We start from the raw sequence: 16,890 nt of genomic DNA, 5'->3' as shown, positions 1-16,890 counted from the left end.
ATGGTCATCGTTTGACGTTTTTACATAAAAAACCCGTTCTTGAAAACGGGTTTTTTATTGCTTGCTCAGGTTAGCTTAGCTGATTTTTTGCAGACTACTTGGTTTTAACTTCGATTCCAGCGCCTTGCCTTTGCGCGCACGCTTGTTGATGTGGATAGTCAGGCCACTCGCGCTCAGATTGACTTCCTGTGCTTTTCCACCACGACCGATGCCGGATACTTTGACACCTTTCTGACTGATTGCCTGCGCAGACAGCAGTTTTTCTTTGTCTTCTAATTCCATGAGAATCACGCCACGTCCGCCGCTAGACAGTTGCTTAATCTCATTGAGGCCAAAGACGAGCAGGCGACCTTTTTCTGATAGACAGGCGATTGCACTAGCATCATCGCTAATCGTCGTCGGTGCGAGTGGTAAATCGTTTTCTTCCAACGTCATAAATGCCTTACCTGCTTTCATCCGTCCTACCATATCGGCAACCTTTGCCGTGAAACCGTAGCCCGCAGTTGACGTCAGCAGTAAACCCGCGTCATTTGGTCCCGCAAAGTAATGCAAAATTTTGCTACCACTGGCGAGATCAATTAAGGTGGTAATTGGCACGCCATCGCCCCGCGCTCCAGGCAATGCAGCAACAGCGACGGAGTAGACACGACCATTGGAGCCGAAAACGAGTAAATGATCGACGGTGCGGCATTCAAAGGTGCCATAGAGGCTATCACTGGCTTTGAAAGTGAATTGTGCTGGTTCATGACCGTGACCCGTACGCGCACGGACCCAGCCTTTTTCAGAAATAACGACAGTCACTGGTTCATCGACGACTTTTTGCTCGACCGAGGCGCGTGCCGCTTCTTCAATCACGGTACGACGGGCATCACCAAATTGTTTGGCGTCGGTTTCGATCTCTTTAATCAGCATTTTTTTCATGGATACTGGATTATCAAGCAGATCGTGCAGCGTCGCCTTTTCTTTCCGTAGTTCAGCCAATTCTTGCTGGATTTTGATCGTTTCCAGACGTGCTAACTGGCGCAGACGGATCTCAAGAATATCTTCGGCTTGACGGTCAGAGAGTCTGAACGCCTCAATCAGTGCCGGTTTGGGTTCGTCTGACTCACGGATGATACGTATCACCTCGTCGATGTTGAGTAGAATCGCCTCACGGCCTTCGAGAATATGAATACGGTCATCGACCTTTTTGAGTCGGAACTGGGTACGACGGGTTACTGTCGTAAAACGGAATGCAATCCATTCACTCAGAATCTCAAGTAGTCCTTTTTGGCGTGGACGTCCATCGCCACCAATCATGACTAGATTAATTGAGGCAGACGTTTCCAGCGACGTATGCGCCAATAACATTTGCATGAACTCGGTTTGATCTTGGTTTTTAGATTTTGGTTCTAACACCAGTCGTACCGGCGCATCTTTGCCAGATTCGTCACGTACCGTATCGAGTACCGAGAGTATCACTTGTTTTAAAGAGATTTGCTCTGGTGACAGTGTTTTCTTACCCGCTTTAATTTTAGGGTTAGTGAGTTCCTCGATTTCTTCAAGCACTTTCTGCGAAGACGTCCCTGGAGGAAGCTCGGTGACGACGGCCTGCCACTGACCACGTGCCATTTCTTCAATTTTCCAGCGTGCGCGGACTTTCATGCTGCCACGGCCAGATGCATACATATCAGCAATAGCAGCAGCAGGCGTGATGATCTGACCACCACCCGGGAAATCTGGGCCTGGGATCATCTCCATTAATTCAGCATGTTTTAATGCCGGATTACGGATCAGCGCGACGGCAGCTCTGGCAACTTCGGTCAGGTTATGAGACGGGATTTCTGTTGCTAGACCTACGGCAATACCGGATGCGCCGTTTAACAAAACGAATGGCAATCTGGCGGGTAACAGTTTTGGTTCTTCGGTCGTGCCGTCATAGTTTGGCTGAAAATCCACAGTGCCCTGATCGATCTCATCCATTAACAAACGGGAGATCGGTGTCAGACGGGCTTCGGTGTACCGCATCGCTGCAGCGCCGTCGCCGTCGCGCGAACCAAAGTTGCCCTGACCGTCGATCAGCGGATAACGTAAAGAAAAATCCTGTGCCATACGCACTAAGGCGTCATAGACGGATTGATCACCGTGTGGATGCAGTTTACCGAGAACATCACCGACAACAGCGGCGGATTTACGAGGTTTGGCGGCTGAGTTCAGGCCGAGTTCATTCATCGCATACAAAATACGCCGTTGAACAGGCTTCTGACCGTCGCAAACGTCAGGCAATGCGCGGCCTTTTACGACGGAAATAGCGTAGTCCAGATACGCTCGCTCAGCAAAGGTTGCCAGTGTCAGCGCTTCACCATCATTGGGCGGTGGTGTTTGTTCAAATAAATTCGCTTGTTCGCTCATAGTGTTTAATTTTTTAATACCTAAATTCAGTGGTCATCAATATGACAGGACGTTTTGCTATTGATCTTGTAGATATCTACGGATCAGATATCTGCTTCCACCGCATTGCCGTGTTCTTCTATCCATGAGCGGCGCGCAGCGGCTTCGCCTTTACCCATGAGCATATTGAACCGGGCTTCAGAGAAGTCCTGATCAAACTCACCTAGTGATACCGGTAATAAGCGCCGCGTATCTGGGTTCATGGTGGTTTCCCATAACTGTCCGGCATTCATCTCACCCAGACCTTTAAATCGGGAAATTGACCAAGCACCATCTTTGACGCCGTCTTTACGCAACTTATCTTCAATAGCGTTCAGCTCACCGGAGTCCAGTGCATAGATTTTCTGCGCAGGCTTTTTACCGCGGGCTGGTGCATCGACCCTGAACAGCGGCGGACGCGCGACGCAGATATGGCCACGCGCGATGAGTTGTGGAAAGTGTTTGAAAAACAGCGTCAGTAAAAGAACCTGAATGTGCGAGCCATCGACGTCCGCATCAGAGAGGATGCAAATTTTACCGTAACGTAGATTACTCAGATCCGGGCTGTCATTCGCACCATGCGGGTCAACGCCAATCGCTACAGCAATGTCATGGATTTCGTTATTAGCGAACAGACGATCGCGTTCAGATTCCCACGAGTTCAGTACTTTGCCCCGCAACGGTAAGATTGCCTGGAATTCTTTATCGCGCCCCATCTTTGCTGATCCACCTGCCGAATCACCCTCGACTAAAAATAATTCATTACGGGTAATATCGTTAGATTCGCAATCTGTCAGTTTGCCAGGTAACACAGCGACGCCGGAGGATTTTTTCTTTTCGACTTTTTGTGCAGAACGTAAGCGCGATTGTGCTTGTTTGATGACCAGTTCAGCGAGCTTCTTGCCGTATTCAACGTGCGAATTGAGCCACAGTTCTAAAGGTGGTTTGGTGAAGGAAGACACCAGACGTACTGCATCACGTGAGTTGAGGCGTTCTTTGATTTGTCCCTGGAATTGTGGGTCTAACACTTTGGCGGACAACACAAATGAGACGCGTGCAAAAACGTCTTCCGGCAGCAGCTTGACACCTTTTGGTAAGAGGGAATGCATTTCAGCAAAGCTCTTCACTGCGCCAAATAACCCTTCACGCAAACCAGATTCATGGGTGCCGCCAGCGGGTGTTGGGATCAGATTGACATAGGATTCACGCACCACATTGCCTTCTTCGGTCCAAGCGACGACCCACGATGCACCTTCGCCTTCAGCAAAACCATCGCTTTCGGAGGTGGCGAACTGCTCACCTTCAAACAAAGGAATTAATGGCTCACCGTGCGATGATTGTGCTAAGGCTTCTGTCAGGTAACCCCGCAAGCCTTGGTCATATTGCCAGGTCTGGCTCTCGCCAGTTTTAGCATTGGCTAGTGTGACTTTCACGCCTGGCAGCAAGACCGCTTTTGAACGTAATAAACGCTGAAGTTCGGCAAAGGGAATATTTGCTGAGTCAAAGTACTTCGCATCTGGCCAGATACTGACGCGCGTGCCATTCTTTTTGTCGCCACGTCCCAGTGGCTGACTACGCAAAGGCTCGATCACATCGCCATCTGCGAAGGTTAACTGATGTAATCCAGCTTCACGCCAGACCGTGATTTCAAGTCGTTTGGAAAGTGCGTTCGTAACGGATACGCCAACGCCATGTAATCCACCAGAAAAGGCGTAAGCACCACCAGAGCCTTTATCGAATTTACCGCCAGCATGAAGGCGGGTAAACACGATTTCTACGGTAGGAACGCCTTCTTCTGGATGTAAGCCCACCGGAATGCCGCGTCCATCATCTTCAACGGTAATGCTGCTATCTGCGTTGAGCGTGACGAGAATATTCTTACAGTGACCACCCAAGGCCTCATCGGAGGCGTTATCAATGACCTCTTGAATAATGTGCAAAGGGTTTTCGGTTCTGGTGTACATGCCAGGTCGTTGTTTGACTGGCTCCAGACCTTTTAAGACGCGGATTGACGACTCGCTATAGTCAGATGGGGAGGTATTTTTTTTAGTGGCCATGCAAATAGAAAACTGTTGTTTTGGTTAAAATGTAATGGTATTTTGCAATTTTTATGTCAGTAGTACACAATTTCAATGTATTCTTTCCTACGTTTTACAGCTATTGTAGCTGCAATGAGTTGATGGATAAACGATGTCACAAAAAACTCCAACGATCGCGATCCGACTGCTTGGATTTTCCGCTAAAGAGGAAGAAACTTTTTTCGCAGTGCTTGCTGTAGCACGTGAGAAAGGGTATAGCTACACCTGCCTGATGCCAGGGTCTGTGCAAGATCCTGATATGTACATTGTTAACGCTGAACAATTGTCCGCGTTGGCGACTTTATCAGATTTAAATCCTGGCGAAGCACAACCCGTGTTGTTAATTGGTAAAACTGATGTGCCTTTGCCCTATGAGGTCATGTCAAAACCTATACGCTGGCGAAAAATATTCGATGTGTTAGATAGTATTATCAATAAACGCGAGTTACTACTCACCACATTGGGCGCCTATGCTCCCCTTACAGTTCACGAACGGCGACGAGAAAAGCGTCTTGATCTTGATCTGACTGATCCTACGGTTTATGAACGGATACGGAAACTGCCAGTTGCCAAAGGTGGTATTCTAATCGTTGATAAAGATACCCATTTTCGTGAATATGTTGCAGCGGTGATGGATCCCTATGGGCTCACTGTAACGTTGGCCTCGGACGAGCGCAGTGCTTTATTGCTTGATAGAAATAATCAGCACGTATTGACACTGATTAACACGTCAACGCCTAACGTTGATCCATACCGACTATGTGATGGCCTAAAAAAACAAAACGACGGTCTAAAAACCTCGGTTATTTTCTTGATTGATAAGTCTTTTGAATACCAAAATGTACTTGCCGAGCGTGTGAAATGTGCCGGATTTTTGGTCAAGCCATTGTCACGGCGTGTGTTAATGCGCACTCTCAATAAATACCTGCAACTGAAGAGTAAGCGTTGATGTGTCTTGTCTACGGTATTCCCAACGCAGGGCGTGGCTTATTTGCTCAATAAACGCATGCCGCGCTCTAACCCTTCGATGGTCACCGGAAACATGCGATTACTCATAATCTGCCGGACCACTGAAATCGACTGACGGTATTGCCATAATCCTTCCGGTTCTGGGTTGAGCCAAATGTACTTTGGAAAAGTACTAGCAAAGCGTTGCAGCCAGACCGCGCCAGCTTCGTCGTTGTTGTACTCAACAGAGCCGCCAGGTTGCAGGATTTCGTAAGGGCTCATGGTAGCGTCGCCCACGAAGATCAATTTGGTATCAGCAGGGTATTTGCGCAAAATATCCCAGGTGGGAAATTTTTCTGCATGTCTGCGGCGGTTGTTTTTCCATAAATGGTCGTAGACACAGTTGTGGAAATAAAAAAACTCCATATTTTTGAATTCTGTTTTAGCAGCTGAAAATAATTCCTCAGTCTGGGCGATATGGTCATCCATCGTGCCGCCGACGTCGAGCAGCATCAGTACTTTGATGTTGTTTTTACGCTCAGGTTGCATCTTGATATCGAGATAGCCTGCGTTATTGGCGGTTGCTTTGATGGTCGCATCCAGCGCGAACTCTTCTTCTGCGCCATGGCGGGCAAATTTGCGCAAGCGGCGCAGAGCAACCTTGATGTTGCGTGTGCCGAGTTCGCGCTCCGCGTCGTAGTCTTTAAATGCCCGTTCTTCCCACACCTTGACCGCGCTGCGGTTGCCGCCTTTGCCGCCAATACGTATTCCTTCAGGGTTCGAACCACCATTTCCAAATGGTGAGGTCCCGCCCGTGCCAATCCACTTACTACCGCCTTCGTGACGATCTTTTTGTTCTTTTAAGAGTTCTTTCAGGCGATCCATTAATTTGTCGTAGCCAAATTTTTCGATAGCGGCTTTTTGCTCATCAGTCAGTTCGCGTTCCAGGCGTTTTGTCAGCCAATCGAAGGGAATCTCTGGATGTTTCTCAAAAATAGTGTCAATCCCTTTGAAATACAGTCCGAATGCCTTATCAAATTTATCGTAATGTGCCTCGTCTTTGACCATGATTGTGCGGGAGAGGAAGTAAAAATCATCCAGTGACATGCTGATCAGTCCTTTTTCTAAGGCTTCCAGAAGCATCAGAAATTCTTTGATTGATACCGGAATTTTGGCATCTTTCAGGGTAAAGAAAAAATCGATCAACATGTTGTCTACTCTCCAAAAAAACATTTGCACTTAACCTAGTACTTAGCGACAGGCATTGTCGATAGTTATTTTGCGTATTTTATCTGCATATATTGCAAATTCTTTTTCACGCCAGGCCATTCATGTTCCAGAATACTATAAACCACCGTATCGCGGATACGACCGTCTGGCATGATCGTGTGATTGCGTAAGATTCCGTCGCGTTTAGCGCCAAGTCTTTCAATGGCTGCCTGAGATTTGTGGTTAAAAAAATCAGTGCGAAATTCGACCGCAATGCAGTCGAATACTTCAAATGCATGGGTAAGTAACAGTAATTTGGAGTCGGTATTCACGCCGCTTCGTTGTGCTGATTGTGAATACCATGTATGACCGATTTCAAGGCGCTTGTTTTGCGCTTCTATTCTGAAATAACGGGTGGAGCCAACAATGGTGCCACTATGTTTCTCTCTGATTACAAAAACGATGGCGGTTTGCTGTCGTTGCATTTCTAATGCGGTGTCTATCCATTGCTGTGTTGTTTCTGGTCTTGGTACAGACGTAAAGAAGAGGTTCCATAATTCACCATCAGCAGCGGCGCGCTGGATGTCAGGTAGGTGGTCCTGCGTGAGGGGTTCCAACGATACATACTGGCCAGATAGGTGAATAGGGGTGCATTTCATAACGTCTTCCTTTTGAGTTTTTAAAATCAAATATGTAAAAACAAGCATGCGTGGCAATTCTTTACATGCAACTTTCTCATAAAATGTAGGGTTTGTTGCGTAACAGATATGAAAAAAAGATGAAAACAGAATTGTTACGCGTTATAATCTTCTATTCACTCAGAACAACAGTAATGCTTGCTAACGAAAATAAAAGCCGTTATACTGCAAAGCTGTATAGAATTTTGCGGCGTGGCATTTAATCAAATGTTTTGACCTCGTCGCTTTGACCACGTTTAGGAAATCTCATGGCAAATACCGCACAAGCACGCAAACGTGCTCGTCAAGCAGTTAAACAAAACGCACACAACTCCAGCCAACGCTCGACTCTGCGCACAGCAATCAAAGCTGTTCGTAAAGCAATCGAAGCTGGTGATAAAGCTGCTGCTGCAACAATTTTTCAAACATCCGTATCGACTATCGATCGTATCGCTGACAAAAAAATCATTCACAAAAACAAAGCAGCTCGTCATAAGAGCCGCTTGGCATCCGCTCTGAAAGCATTGGCTTAATCGCCTTGCTTTTGCTTACTGGTCGTCATGGCCAGTGTAGTGGATATAAAAAGTGAAAAAAAACCGCAATTTATTGCGGTTTTTTGCTTTTTTGCTATTGTCTTGCTAATCTGCGATTCAACTTGTGATGAGTTTCTAGGTTCCAAAGACAGAGTAGGTGTTCTCTCCTTCTTTTCTTGGAAAATGATAACTTCGGCAATGGCGACTCCGCGTATCTTAAGCTCAGGTGCAGGCCTCTCGCACCTCAAACGAGTGGATTCCCACTTGTTTCCTATAAGGTGAGGCTTATTTCAGTGGCAAGCCTTCAATCTTCATGCCTGGCTTAATATTTTTTTGTTTGAACCAGCCTAAATTCATTTCTAGGGCGTAATTTACTGTTCTTTTTGCGCAATGCGAGTCGAGCGTCTCTGGTTGCATATCTTCAATATTGACGATGCGTCCGTCTATGTCAATAAACGCAACTGACAGCGGAATTAATGTGTTCTTCATCCACATGCAAACGCCCGCAGGTGCACCAAAGTCAAAAATCATGCCCTCATTGTTGCCCATTTTTGTACGCAACATCAGTCCTTGCTCGCGTTCAGCGGGTGTTGCGGCGACTTCTGCTTGAATGACGTAAATCCCAACCGAGAGTTGTTTAACAGGCATTTTGCCTTGCATTTGCGCATGAGAGGTGGATGAAATCAGCGCCAAAACGGCGGCTCCCAGTAACTGCTTAGCGATCATGGTGATTTTTGTCATGGACGATGAAGAATGTAAAATGTAAAGGCGCTATCCTACAGCAAAAAAAAAAGGCAGGAAAAGCTCCCGCCTTTATTTTTGACCTGATTACGGTTTTATTTTGATGCTGCTGCTGCGGCTTCTTTCTTTGCTTTTTTGTGCTTTTTAACTTTTTTAGCCGGCGCTGCTGCTTCTGCTGCTGTCGCGGAGGCTGCTGGAGCTGTCGGTGCTGCTGGAGCTTGAGCAAATACAGCGGAAGCAAACAGACCAGCGATTAGAGCGGCGATTAATTTTTTCATTTTAGACCCTTAAGAAAGTAATTGTTAAGAAGTGCAGTCAGCGTGATTAGTGCGATTGAAACTGTTGCATCGAATCACCATTAAAAACGGTGCAGAATGAAATTGGTTGACAGGAACTTGAGCTATTTTTTTAAAGGCTGTGAATTTTGATTTCTGCCGATATTTGCCGCTACATCTCAACTTCCTGCCATTCTCCTGGAAGAAGTGGGTGGCTTTCCAATGAGAAACTGCCAATGCTGGTGCGAATCAACCGTAAAGTCGGTAAACCAACCGCTGCGGTCATTCTTCGTACCTGGCGATTTTTTCCCTCAGATAGGACGATGCAGAGCCAACTGGTGGGAATAGTCGCCCGTTGCCGTATCGGTGGATCGCGGTCCCATAGCCAGGCTGGCGGATGAATATGTTTGGCAATGCAATGCTGAGTGACGAAATCACCTAAATCTAGTGGTTCTGAGAGTTTTTTCAGCGAAGTTTCTGTAGGTATGCCCTCTACTTGAACAAGGTAGGTTTTTGCCTGCTTATGATCAGGGTGGCTGATGCGATTTTGTAGCTTACCATCATCGGTAAGTAAAATTAATCCTTCACTATCCGCATCAAGACGTCCAGCCGGGTATATATTAGGAATGTCGAGATAATCCGCTAAAGTTTCCCTAGTGGGGTGAGCGGAAAATTGACACATAACGTTGTAGGGCTTATTGAGTAAAATCAGTTTCATAGCATTATGGTAACCGCAATTTGGTAAACTGATGGCATCTCGTAAAATTCTAGTGCATAATACGAAATGACGGTCTTGTGTCTTATATAAGAGTTAACTGCGGAGTTAACTGTTAAATGCAAAGGGCAAGGATTGAGTCCGGTAATTCGGATTACCTATCCCAGTCAATGACGACATTTACACGCAAGGCATATTTGAGAATAGCGCAATTCGCTTATTCATCCAACTACGGAGAAAACGATGTATCAACATATTCAAGTTCCTGCTGAAGGTAAAAAAATTACCGTCAATGCTGATTTCTCGCTGAACGTTCCAGACAATCCAATTATCCCGTTTATCGAGGGTGATGGTACTGGCGTGGATATCAGCCCTGTCATGATCAAAGTAGTCGATGCTGCGGTTGCAAAAGCTTATGCTGGCAAACGCAAAATCAGCTGGATGGAAATTTATGCAGGTGAAAAATCAACAAAAGTCTATGGCCCAGACGTCTGGTTGCCAGAAGAAACACTGAAAGTGTTGAAAGACTATGTAGTTTCTATCAAAGGCCCTTTGACAACACCAGTTGGCGGCGGTATCCGCTCCCTGAACGTTGCATTGCGTCAGGAACTCGATCTGTACGTTTGCTTGCGCCCAGTACGTTATTTCAAAGGCGTGCCATCCCCAGTGCGTGAGCCAGAAAAAACTGACATGGTTATCTTCCGTGAAAACTCTGAAGATATCTACGCTGGTATCGAATTTGCAGAAGGTTCTGATCAGGTCAAAAAATTGATCAAATTCCTGCAAGATGAAATGGGCGTCAAAAAAATCCGCTTCCCAGAAACGTCTGGTATCGGTATCAAGCCTGTCTCTATCGAAGGCACAGAACGTTTGGTGCGTAAAGCAATCCAGTACGCAATTGACAATGACAAGCCATCTGTGACGATCGTTCACAAAGGCAACATCATGAAGTACACCGAAGGTGGCTTCCGTGACTGGGCATATGCACTGGCACAAAAAGAATTCGGCGCTGAATTGATCGACGGTGGCCCATGGTGCAAATTCAAGAATCCTAAAACAGGTAAAGACATTATCGTTAAGGATTCGATCGCTGATGCATTCTTGCAACAAATTTTGTTGCGTCCAGCAGAGTACAGCGTTATTGCAACACTGAACCTGAACGGCGACTACATTTCTGACGCGTTGGCGGCACAAGTTGGTGGTATCGGTATTGCTCCAGGCGCAAACTTGTCTGATTCTATCGCTATGTTCGAAGCAACTCACGGTACAGCACCGAAATATGCAGGTAAAGATTATGTGAACCCAGGTTCCCTGATTTTGTCAGCAGAAATGATGTTGCGTCACATGGGCTGGACTGAAGCTGCTGATTTGTTGATTTCTTCGACAGAAAAAGCAATTACAGCCAAGAAAGTGACTTATGATTTCGCGCGTCTGATGGAAGGTGCTACGCAAGTATCTTGCTCTGGCTTCGGCGACGTTATGATTCAACACATGTAATTGCGTATGGTGAAGTGAATAAGTCATTTCAACAAAAAACCGGCGTAAGCCGGTTTTTTATTTCCATTGATCTTAATGAGGATCATATTTTGCTCATCTCAGCTTCGCTAAAGGTATTAATTGCATACCGGATTAAGTCGGCTTGTCCTTCAATATTTAACTTTCGTTTGATATTTAGGCGGTGGGTTTCAACAGTCCGCACGCTTAAGCCCAGTTCTTGCGCAATAGATTTATTAGATTTGCCAGTTGCAATAGTTTCTAAAATACGCTTTTCACGCTGTGTCAGCAATTCTGTCGCGTCTTCGTCTTTATTGGTATTGCGTAACCCAGAACTAAAATACGTGCCTCCAGCTCTGACCGTTTCAATGGCATTGATGATATCTTCCGCAGGGGCATCTTTAAGCACGTAGGCGCGCGCGCCAGCCTGTATCGACTGCGCGACGTATTCTGCTTTCTCATGCATTGAGAGCATGATGACGGCGATATGAGGGTATTCCTTTGAGAAGCGCTCTGTTAGATTGATGCCGTTAGATTGCCCGAGATTAATATCCATTAAAATGAGGTCAATCGATTGTTTTGCGGCAATGTTGAGCGCATCGACACCATTCCCAGCCTCCCCGCATATGTAAAAATGGGGAACAGTTTCCAGTCGTGCGCGCAGGCCGTCCCTGACTAATGGATGATCATCAACCAGTAAAATATTGATTTTTTGATCTGGAATCATCGTTATTCTCCATTAGGTATTTTTGCTGTAATTCGTGTGCCATCGGCTCCGGATTGAATGTCAAATTGTCCTTGAACGCTTGCCATTCGCTCACGCATATTACTGAGCCCGATGCCACGTTTTGGGTGATTAACGATATCCTGCAAATTAAACCCCGTACCGTTGTCATTGATTAATAAAGTAACATATTTATTGTCAGAGTGTAATTTAATTTCTACATGGCTGACATTGTGCGCGTGCTTATGGATGTTAGTTAGTGCCTCTTGAGCAACACGATAAAGTACGGTATTACTGATCGCGTTTAAATTAAATCGATTATCTTGGGGGGTAAAAGTCACATCAATTCCAGTGGCATGGTGGAATTCTTCACTTAAATGTTCAAATGCAATCACTAAGCCGAGATCGTCCAGCATCGCTGGGCGAAGATTGTGTGAGATGCGACGGACTTCGGTGAGCGCTGAATTAATTTGCTTTGTTGCACGCGCAAATGCGATCAATGCTTTATCTTCGCTGATCGTCGGTGATTCTAGTTTAGCTACTCCAGATTCAATCTGTAGCTTGGTAGAAACAAGGAGTTGGCTTAAGCCATCATGTAAATCGCGTGATAGCCTTGCTCGCTCATCCTCTTGTGAGGTAACAATACTGCGTGCCAGTGTTTTGAGTTTGGCATCTGCCAGCCGCGATTCACTGATGTTTAATGCCAACCCTGAAAGGGCGATCAATAACGCGCAAATAATTGTGATTCCTGCGATCCAAAATAGGGTGCTGTGAATGTTTTTGATAAACTGTGCATCAACTTTGTCGAGCGCAGCATCCACATCATCAAGGTAGATGCCAGTTCCCAGAACCCAGTCCCACCCCTGAAGTGGGATGACATACCCTAATTTAGCCACTACCTGATGGGTCGAGGGCTTTTCCCATAGGTAGCGTACGGGGCCGCCGCCTTGGCTGGCAGCATGGATGAGTTTTTGTATTGTGAGGTTTCCTTGCGGATCGCTGAGTGCCCAGAGATTTTTTCCTACCAATTCTGGCTGGCGTGGATGCATGAGATTTTTGCCATGCATATCGTACACGTAGAAGTAGCCGTCATCCCCGAAATCGAGGGCTGCAAGAATTCGTTTGGCTTCCTCCTGATTTTTAGGATTCATTGTGCCATTTTGGTAGAGATGATCAATGGCAGATCTTCCAAGAGAGACATAATGTTTTAATTCGGTCTCTTTACTGTTTAGATAAGCTTTTTCGATACTGATGTGCTGTTGTTTCGCGAGATTGGTCGCTTGAAAAAAAACTGCGATGGCAATTCCTGCGAAGGATAGCAGGAGCGGAATGATAGTGAGCAGAATAAACTTATAGCGAAGTTTCATCCAGAATGCCTTTTGTTGATGTTGTCCTCAGATTGGATTGATTCGGCATCTGCGGCCAATGATGATTGCTCTTGCCCTTAAATAAAAAAACCCCGCAATAGCGGGGTTTTTGAAAACAGCTAGAACCCAGAATTAAGGGTTTTGAATGTTAGAAGCTTGCTTGCCTTTAGGGCCTTGCGTGACTTCGAACGATACTTTTTGACCTTCTTTCAGAGTCTTGAAGCCGTTCATTTGGATTGCGGAAAAGTGGGCGAACAAATCCTCACCACCGTCGTCCGGAGTGATAAAGCCAAAGCCTTTGGAATCATTGAACCACTTGACGGTACCTGTTGCCATAATGCATCTTTCAATTAGAAACTAATCACACGAGCCGTAAAAGCAAGAAACCTAGCAACATGCTAGCCTTCCCTCAACTTGCCCCCTTCTTATTGACGATCAAACATGAATTTAGTCAATAATTGTCATTCTTGGCGGAAAAAAAACTAAAGTCAAGAAACTTTTCTAGAGGGATGTTGTATTGTTGTATTTTTAATTAAATTTTGCAAATTCGCATCAAAAGACAACACGTAAAATAGACTTTGCGCGTAAAGCTTGATCTACGTAAATTGATCACCATCTGTGAAAAGTCAGGAAAGAGGGTAACATTTGGATAGCGATGAAATAAGCCCGTTTTATTCGCTTAATATTTGCCTCTGGATTGAATCAACGTACTAGAATAGACGTATGGGAAATAAGCATGAAAACGGTACGATATTGGAGCGGCAGGCACAAAAGCTGAAGCCACCATCTATGTACCAGGTGATTTTATTGAATGATGACTATACTCCCATGGAGTTTGTCGTTGCCATTGTCCAGGAATACTTTAATAAAGATCGTGAGACTGCCATGCAGATCATGCTTAAAGTGCACAGGGACGGCAAAGGCATCTGTGGCGTATATTCGAAAGATATTGCACTGACTAAAGTTGAACTCGTTTTGACACACGCTCGTAAGGCAGGACATCCCCTGCAATGTGTGATGGAGGAAGTATGATTGCGCAAGAATTGGAAGTCAGTTTGCACATGGCATTCGTTGAGGCCAGACAAGCTCGTTATGAATTTATCACCGTTGAGCATTTATTGCTCGCGCTGCTAGACAATCCGTCTGCAGCGGAGGTGATGCGGGCTTGCGCGGTCAATATCGATGATTTGCGTAAGACCCTCAGTAATTTTATTACCGACAATACGCCAACAGTCTCTGGTACCAGTGAGGTCGATACGCAGCCTACACTTGGTTTCCAACGCGTGATTCAACGGGCAATCATGCACGTGCAATCATCGTCAAATGGGAAGAAAGAAGTCACTGGTGCGAATGTACTAGTTGCTATTTTTGGTGAAAAAGATTCGCACGCCGTGTATTACCTGCACCAGCAAGGTGTGACACGTTTGGATGTGGTGAATTTTATCTCCCACGGTGTTCGCAAAGATAACTTGAACGAACCTCCGAAGTCATCCGAGGGTGGTGAGGAAGCGCATGCTGATGCGCAATCCAAAGAAAGCCCCCTTGATCAGTTTACGCAGAATCTGAACAAGCAAGCAGCTGAAGGTAAGATTGATCCGTTGATTGGTCGCGACAGCGAAGTTGAACGTGTTATCCAGATTCTATGCCGTCGTCGCAAAAACAATCCTCTGTTGGTGGGTGAAGCGGGTGTCGGTAAAACAGCGATTGCAGAAGGTCTTGCGCTACGCATCACCGAAGGTGATGTACCTGACATTTTGCAAACGGCGGTTGTCTATTCGCTAGATATGGGCGCTTTGCTGGCAGGAACTAAATATCGCGGTGACTTTGAGTTACGTTTAAAAGGCGTGCTCAAACAATTGAAGGACACACCAAACGGTATTTTGTTTATTGATGAGATTCATACCATCATTGGTGCTGGCTCTGCATCGGGTGGCACATTGGATGCTTCTAACTTGCTCAAGCCAGCCTTGTCGAGCGGACAGTTAAAATGTATCGGAGCGACGACCTACACTGAGTACCGTGGTGTATTTGAAAAAGACCATGCGTTGTCACGTCGTTTCCAAAAAATTGATGTAAATGAACCAACGGTTGAGCAAACTGTACAGATTTTGCGTGGTTTGAAATCGAAATTTGAAGAGCACCACAATGTGAAGTATTCGGCCTCAGCGTTGACAACAGCTGCAGAGTTGTCGGCGCGCTTTATTAATGACCGTCATTTGCCAGACAAGGCAATTGATGTGATCGATGAAGCGGGTGCTGCACAGCGTATTTTGCCTAAATCAAAGCAAAAGAAAACCATCGGCAAGGCTGATATCGAAGATATCATCTCTAAAATCGCCCGTATTCCACCGCAAACGGTCAATCAGGATGATCGCAGCAAATTACAGACCATTGACCGCGACCTGAAAAACGTGGTCTTTGGTCAGGAACCTGCCATCGACGCTTTGGCATCAGCCATTAAGATGGCCCGTGCCGGACTCGGTAAAACAGATAAGCCTATTGGTTCGTTCCTGTTCTCCGGACCAACCGGTGTGGGTAAGACGGAGGTGGCGAAACAGTTGGCCTTCACTTTGGGTATTGAATTGATTCGCTTTGACATGTCCGAATATATGGAGCGTCACGCGGTAAGTCGTCTGATTGGCGCACCTCCAGGGTATGTTGGCTTTGATCAGGGTGGTTTATTGACTGAGGCGATTACCAAAAAACCCCATTCGGTCTTACTGCTCGATGAGATTGAAAAAGCGCATCCTGATGTGTTCAATATTCTCTTGCAAGTCATGGATCATGGCACATTGACAGACAACAACGGCCGCAAGTCCGACTTCCGTAACGTGATCATTATCATGACGACGAACGCCGGTGCGGAAAGTTTGCAGAAACGTTCTATTGGTTTTAATGACAGCAAAGAAGCCGGCGATGAGATGGCAGACATCAAGCGGATGTTTACGCCAGAGTTTCGTAATCGTCTTGATGCAATCATTAGCTTCCGTGCCTTGGATGAAGAAATTATCTTGCGTGTCGTTGATAAATTCTTGATGCAACTGGAAGAACAGTTACACGAGAAAAAAGTTGAGGCCACATTCAGCGATAATTTGCGTAAGTTCCTAGCGAAAAAAGGCTTTGATCCACTGATGGGTGCGCGTCCTATGGCTCGTTTGATTCAGGACATGATCCGCAAAGCTTTAGCGGATGAGCTGTTGTTTGGGCGTCTCGTTTCAGGTGGTCGAGTCATCGTTGATCTGGACGATAAAGATCTCATTAAGCTAGAATTCAGTGAAGGCGATGCTGCACCGCCCGAAGCGTCTCAAGAAATTGTCGAAGTCGAATAATCTACTTTGCCCAAGGTAAGCATGGTATTGACCATTGTTTGTCAATGAAGCAAAGCAATCGTAACGGGAGGTAGTATGGTAGGGATGGTATTGCCGTTATATGTACTTGAGTACACGGTCAAGACGATAGACTCCATACTCTCTCCAGCTGCGCTGGCGGGACAGGCAGTTGAAGTTGACGTGTATGACCGTAGAGATGCATCCAAAAAATATACTGGTGTTGGACGTAGAATCGAGGGAGAGGATGATCTTTTCCGAGTGCGGGTCGCAGATGATTCAGGTGTACACGAAGATGAATGGAACTACACTATTCTGAGGGAATCTGCAGGCCGTAGCCGTAAAGCAAAAAAATAAGTAAATAATTAGCGAATACTAAGTAAAAAAAGCCCGA

16 protein-coding genes are annotated in these 16,890 nt (G+C 45.9%); 6 read left to right on the top strand and 10 right to left on the bottom strand.

Features of this window, described 5'->3' with window-relative positions; all coding sequences use genetic code 11:
• Positions 1-75: 75 nt before the first annotated feature.
• Positions 76-2,391, bottom strand: a complete 2,316-nt coding sequence (parC, locus tag ACO0KV_RS02940) for a DNA topoisomerase IV subunit A (RefSeq protein ID WP_423039701.1) — start codon at positions 2,389-2,391, stop codon at positions 76-78.
• An 83-nt stretch (positions 2,392-2,474) separates the two neighbouring features.
• Positions 2,475-4,466 (bottom strand): DNA topoisomerase IV subunit B, encoded by a 1,992-nt coding sequence (locus tag ACO0KV_RS02935; protein ID WP_423039699.1) that lies wholly within the window; start codon positions 4,464-4,466, stop codon positions 2,475-2,477.
• Positions 4,467-4,599: 133 nt separating this feature from the next.
• Between ACO0KV_RS02935 and ACO0KV_RS02930 the strand changes: the two genes are divergently transcribed.
• Positions 4,600-5,436: a response regulator gene (locus ACO0KV_RS02930; protein WP_423039697.1), complete on the top strand. Its 837-nt coding sequence runs from the start codon at positions 4,600-4,602 to the stop codon at positions 5,434-5,436.
• 38 nt (positions 5,437-5,474) lie between these two features.
• Here ACO0KV_RS02930 and ACO0KV_RS02925 read toward each other — a convergent pair whose 3' ends face one another.
• Positions 5,475-6,644 carry a vWA domain-containing protein gene (locus ACO0KV_RS02925; RefSeq protein WP_423039695.1) on the bottom strand — a complete coding sequence of 390 codons (1,170 nt, stop codon included), beginning with the start codon at positions 6,642-6,644 and terminating at the stop codon, positions 5,475-5,477.
• Positions 6,645-6,709: 65 nt separating this feature from the next.
• Entirely contained in the window at positions 6,710-7,303 is a 594-nt protein-coding gene (locus ACO0KV_RS02920) for a GNAT family N-acetyltransferase (RefSeq protein WP_423039693.1), read from the bottom strand.
• 287 nt (positions 7,304-7,590) lie between these two features.
• Here ACO0KV_RS02920 and rpsT point away from each other — a divergent pair, with 287 nt between their 5' ends.
• Entirely contained in the window at positions 7,591-7,854 is a 264-nt protein-coding gene (rpsT, locus tag ACO0KV_RS02915; protein WP_423039691.1) for a 30S ribosomal protein S20, read from the top strand.
• Between the two features lie 285 nt (positions 7,855-8,139).
• On the opposite strand, the gene ACO0KV_RS02910 is transcribed toward rpsT, so the two are convergent.
• The 3 genes from ACO0KV_RS02910 to ACO0KV_RS02900 form a co-directional block, all read right to left on the bottom strand.
• Positions 8,140-8,595: a DUF192 domain-containing protein gene (locus tag ACO0KV_RS02910; RefSeq protein ID WP_423039689.1), complete on the bottom strand. Its 456-nt coding sequence runs from the start codon at positions 8,593-8,595 to the stop codon at positions 8,140-8,142.
• A 95-nt stretch (positions 8,596-8,690) separates the two neighbouring features.
• On the bottom strand, positions 8,691-8,873 hold the full coding sequence (locus ACO0KV_RS02905; protein WP_423039687.1) for a hypothetical protein: 183 nt from the start codon (positions 8,871-8,873) through the stop codon (positions 8,691-8,693).
• A gap of 169 nt (positions 8,874-9,042) precedes the next feature.
• Positions 9,043-9,588, bottom strand: a complete 546-nt coding sequence (locus ACO0KV_RS02900) for a pseudouridine synthase (protein ID WP_423039686.1) — start codon at positions 9,586-9,588, stop codon at positions 9,043-9,045.
• A gap of 240 nt (positions 9,589-9,828) precedes the next feature.
• Here ACO0KV_RS02900 and icd point away from each other — a divergent pair, with 240 nt between their 5' ends.
• Positions 9,829-11,082, top strand: coding sequence for an NADP-dependent isocitrate dehydrogenase (icd, locus tag ACO0KV_RS02895; protein ID WP_423039684.1), 1,254 nt, complete (start codon positions 9,829-9,831; stop codon positions 11,080-11,082).
• Between the two features lie 82 nt (positions 11,083-11,164).
• Here the strand turns inward: icd and ACO0KV_RS02890 are convergent, their stop codons facing one another.
• The 3 genes from ACO0KV_RS02890 to ACO0KV_RS02880 all read right to left on the bottom strand — a co-directional run bounded on the left by ACO0KV_RS02890 (position 11,165) and on the right by ACO0KV_RS02880 (position 13,506).
• Positions 11,165-11,806, bottom strand: coding sequence for a response regulator (locus ACO0KV_RS02890; RefSeq protein ID WP_423039682.1), 642 nt, complete (start codon positions 11,804-11,806; stop codon positions 11,165-11,167).
• Between the two features lie 2 nt (positions 11,807-11,808).
• On the bottom strand, positions 11,809-13,170 hold the full coding sequence (locus ACO0KV_RS02885; protein ID WP_423039680.1) for a cache domain-containing protein: 1,362 nt from the start codon (positions 13,168-13,170) through the stop codon (positions 11,809-11,811).
• Between the two features lie 132 nt (positions 13,171-13,302).
• Complete coding sequence (locus ACO0KV_RS02880; RefSeq protein ID WP_110257373.1) at positions 13,303-13,506, bottom strand: cold-shock protein; 204 nt, start codon at positions 13,504-13,506, stop codon at positions 13,303-13,305.
• 387 nt (positions 13,507-13,893) lie between these two features.
• Between ACO0KV_RS02880 and clpS the strand changes: the two genes are divergently transcribed.
• The 3 genes from clpS (at position 13,894) to ACO0KV_RS02865 (ending at position 16,853) form a co-directional block, all read left to right on the top strand.
• Positions 13,894-14,202 (top strand): ATP-dependent Clp protease adapter ClpS, encoded by a 309-nt coding sequence (gene clpS / locus ACO0KV_RS02875; protein WP_186862136.1) that lies wholly within the window; start codon positions 13,894-13,896, stop codon positions 14,200-14,202.
• Positions 14,199-16,499: an ATP-dependent Clp protease ATP-binding subunit ClpA gene (gene clpA / locus ACO0KV_RS02870; RefSeq protein ID WP_423039678.1), complete on the top strand. Its 2,301-nt coding sequence runs from the start codon at positions 14,199-14,201 to the stop codon at positions 16,497-16,499. The genes clpS and clpA overlap by 4 nt, the downstream gene beginning before the upstream one ends.
• A gap of 75 nt (positions 16,500-16,574) precedes the next feature.
• Complete coding sequence (locus ACO0KV_RS02865; RefSeq protein ID WP_423039676.1) at positions 16,575-16,853, top strand: hypothetical protein; 279 nt, start codon at positions 16,575-16,577, stop codon at positions 16,851-16,853.
• Positions 16,854-16,890: the final 37 nt, after the last annotated feature.

This window comes from Undibacterium sp. RuRC25W (genome assembly GCF_049339825.1).
Classification (GTDB): domain Bacteria; phylum Pseudomonadota; class Gammaproteobacteria; order Burkholderiales; family Burkholderiaceae_D; genus Undibacterium.
Note: the sequence above shows the minus strand (reverse complement) of the source record. Positions and strands in the feature narration are given on the sequence as shown.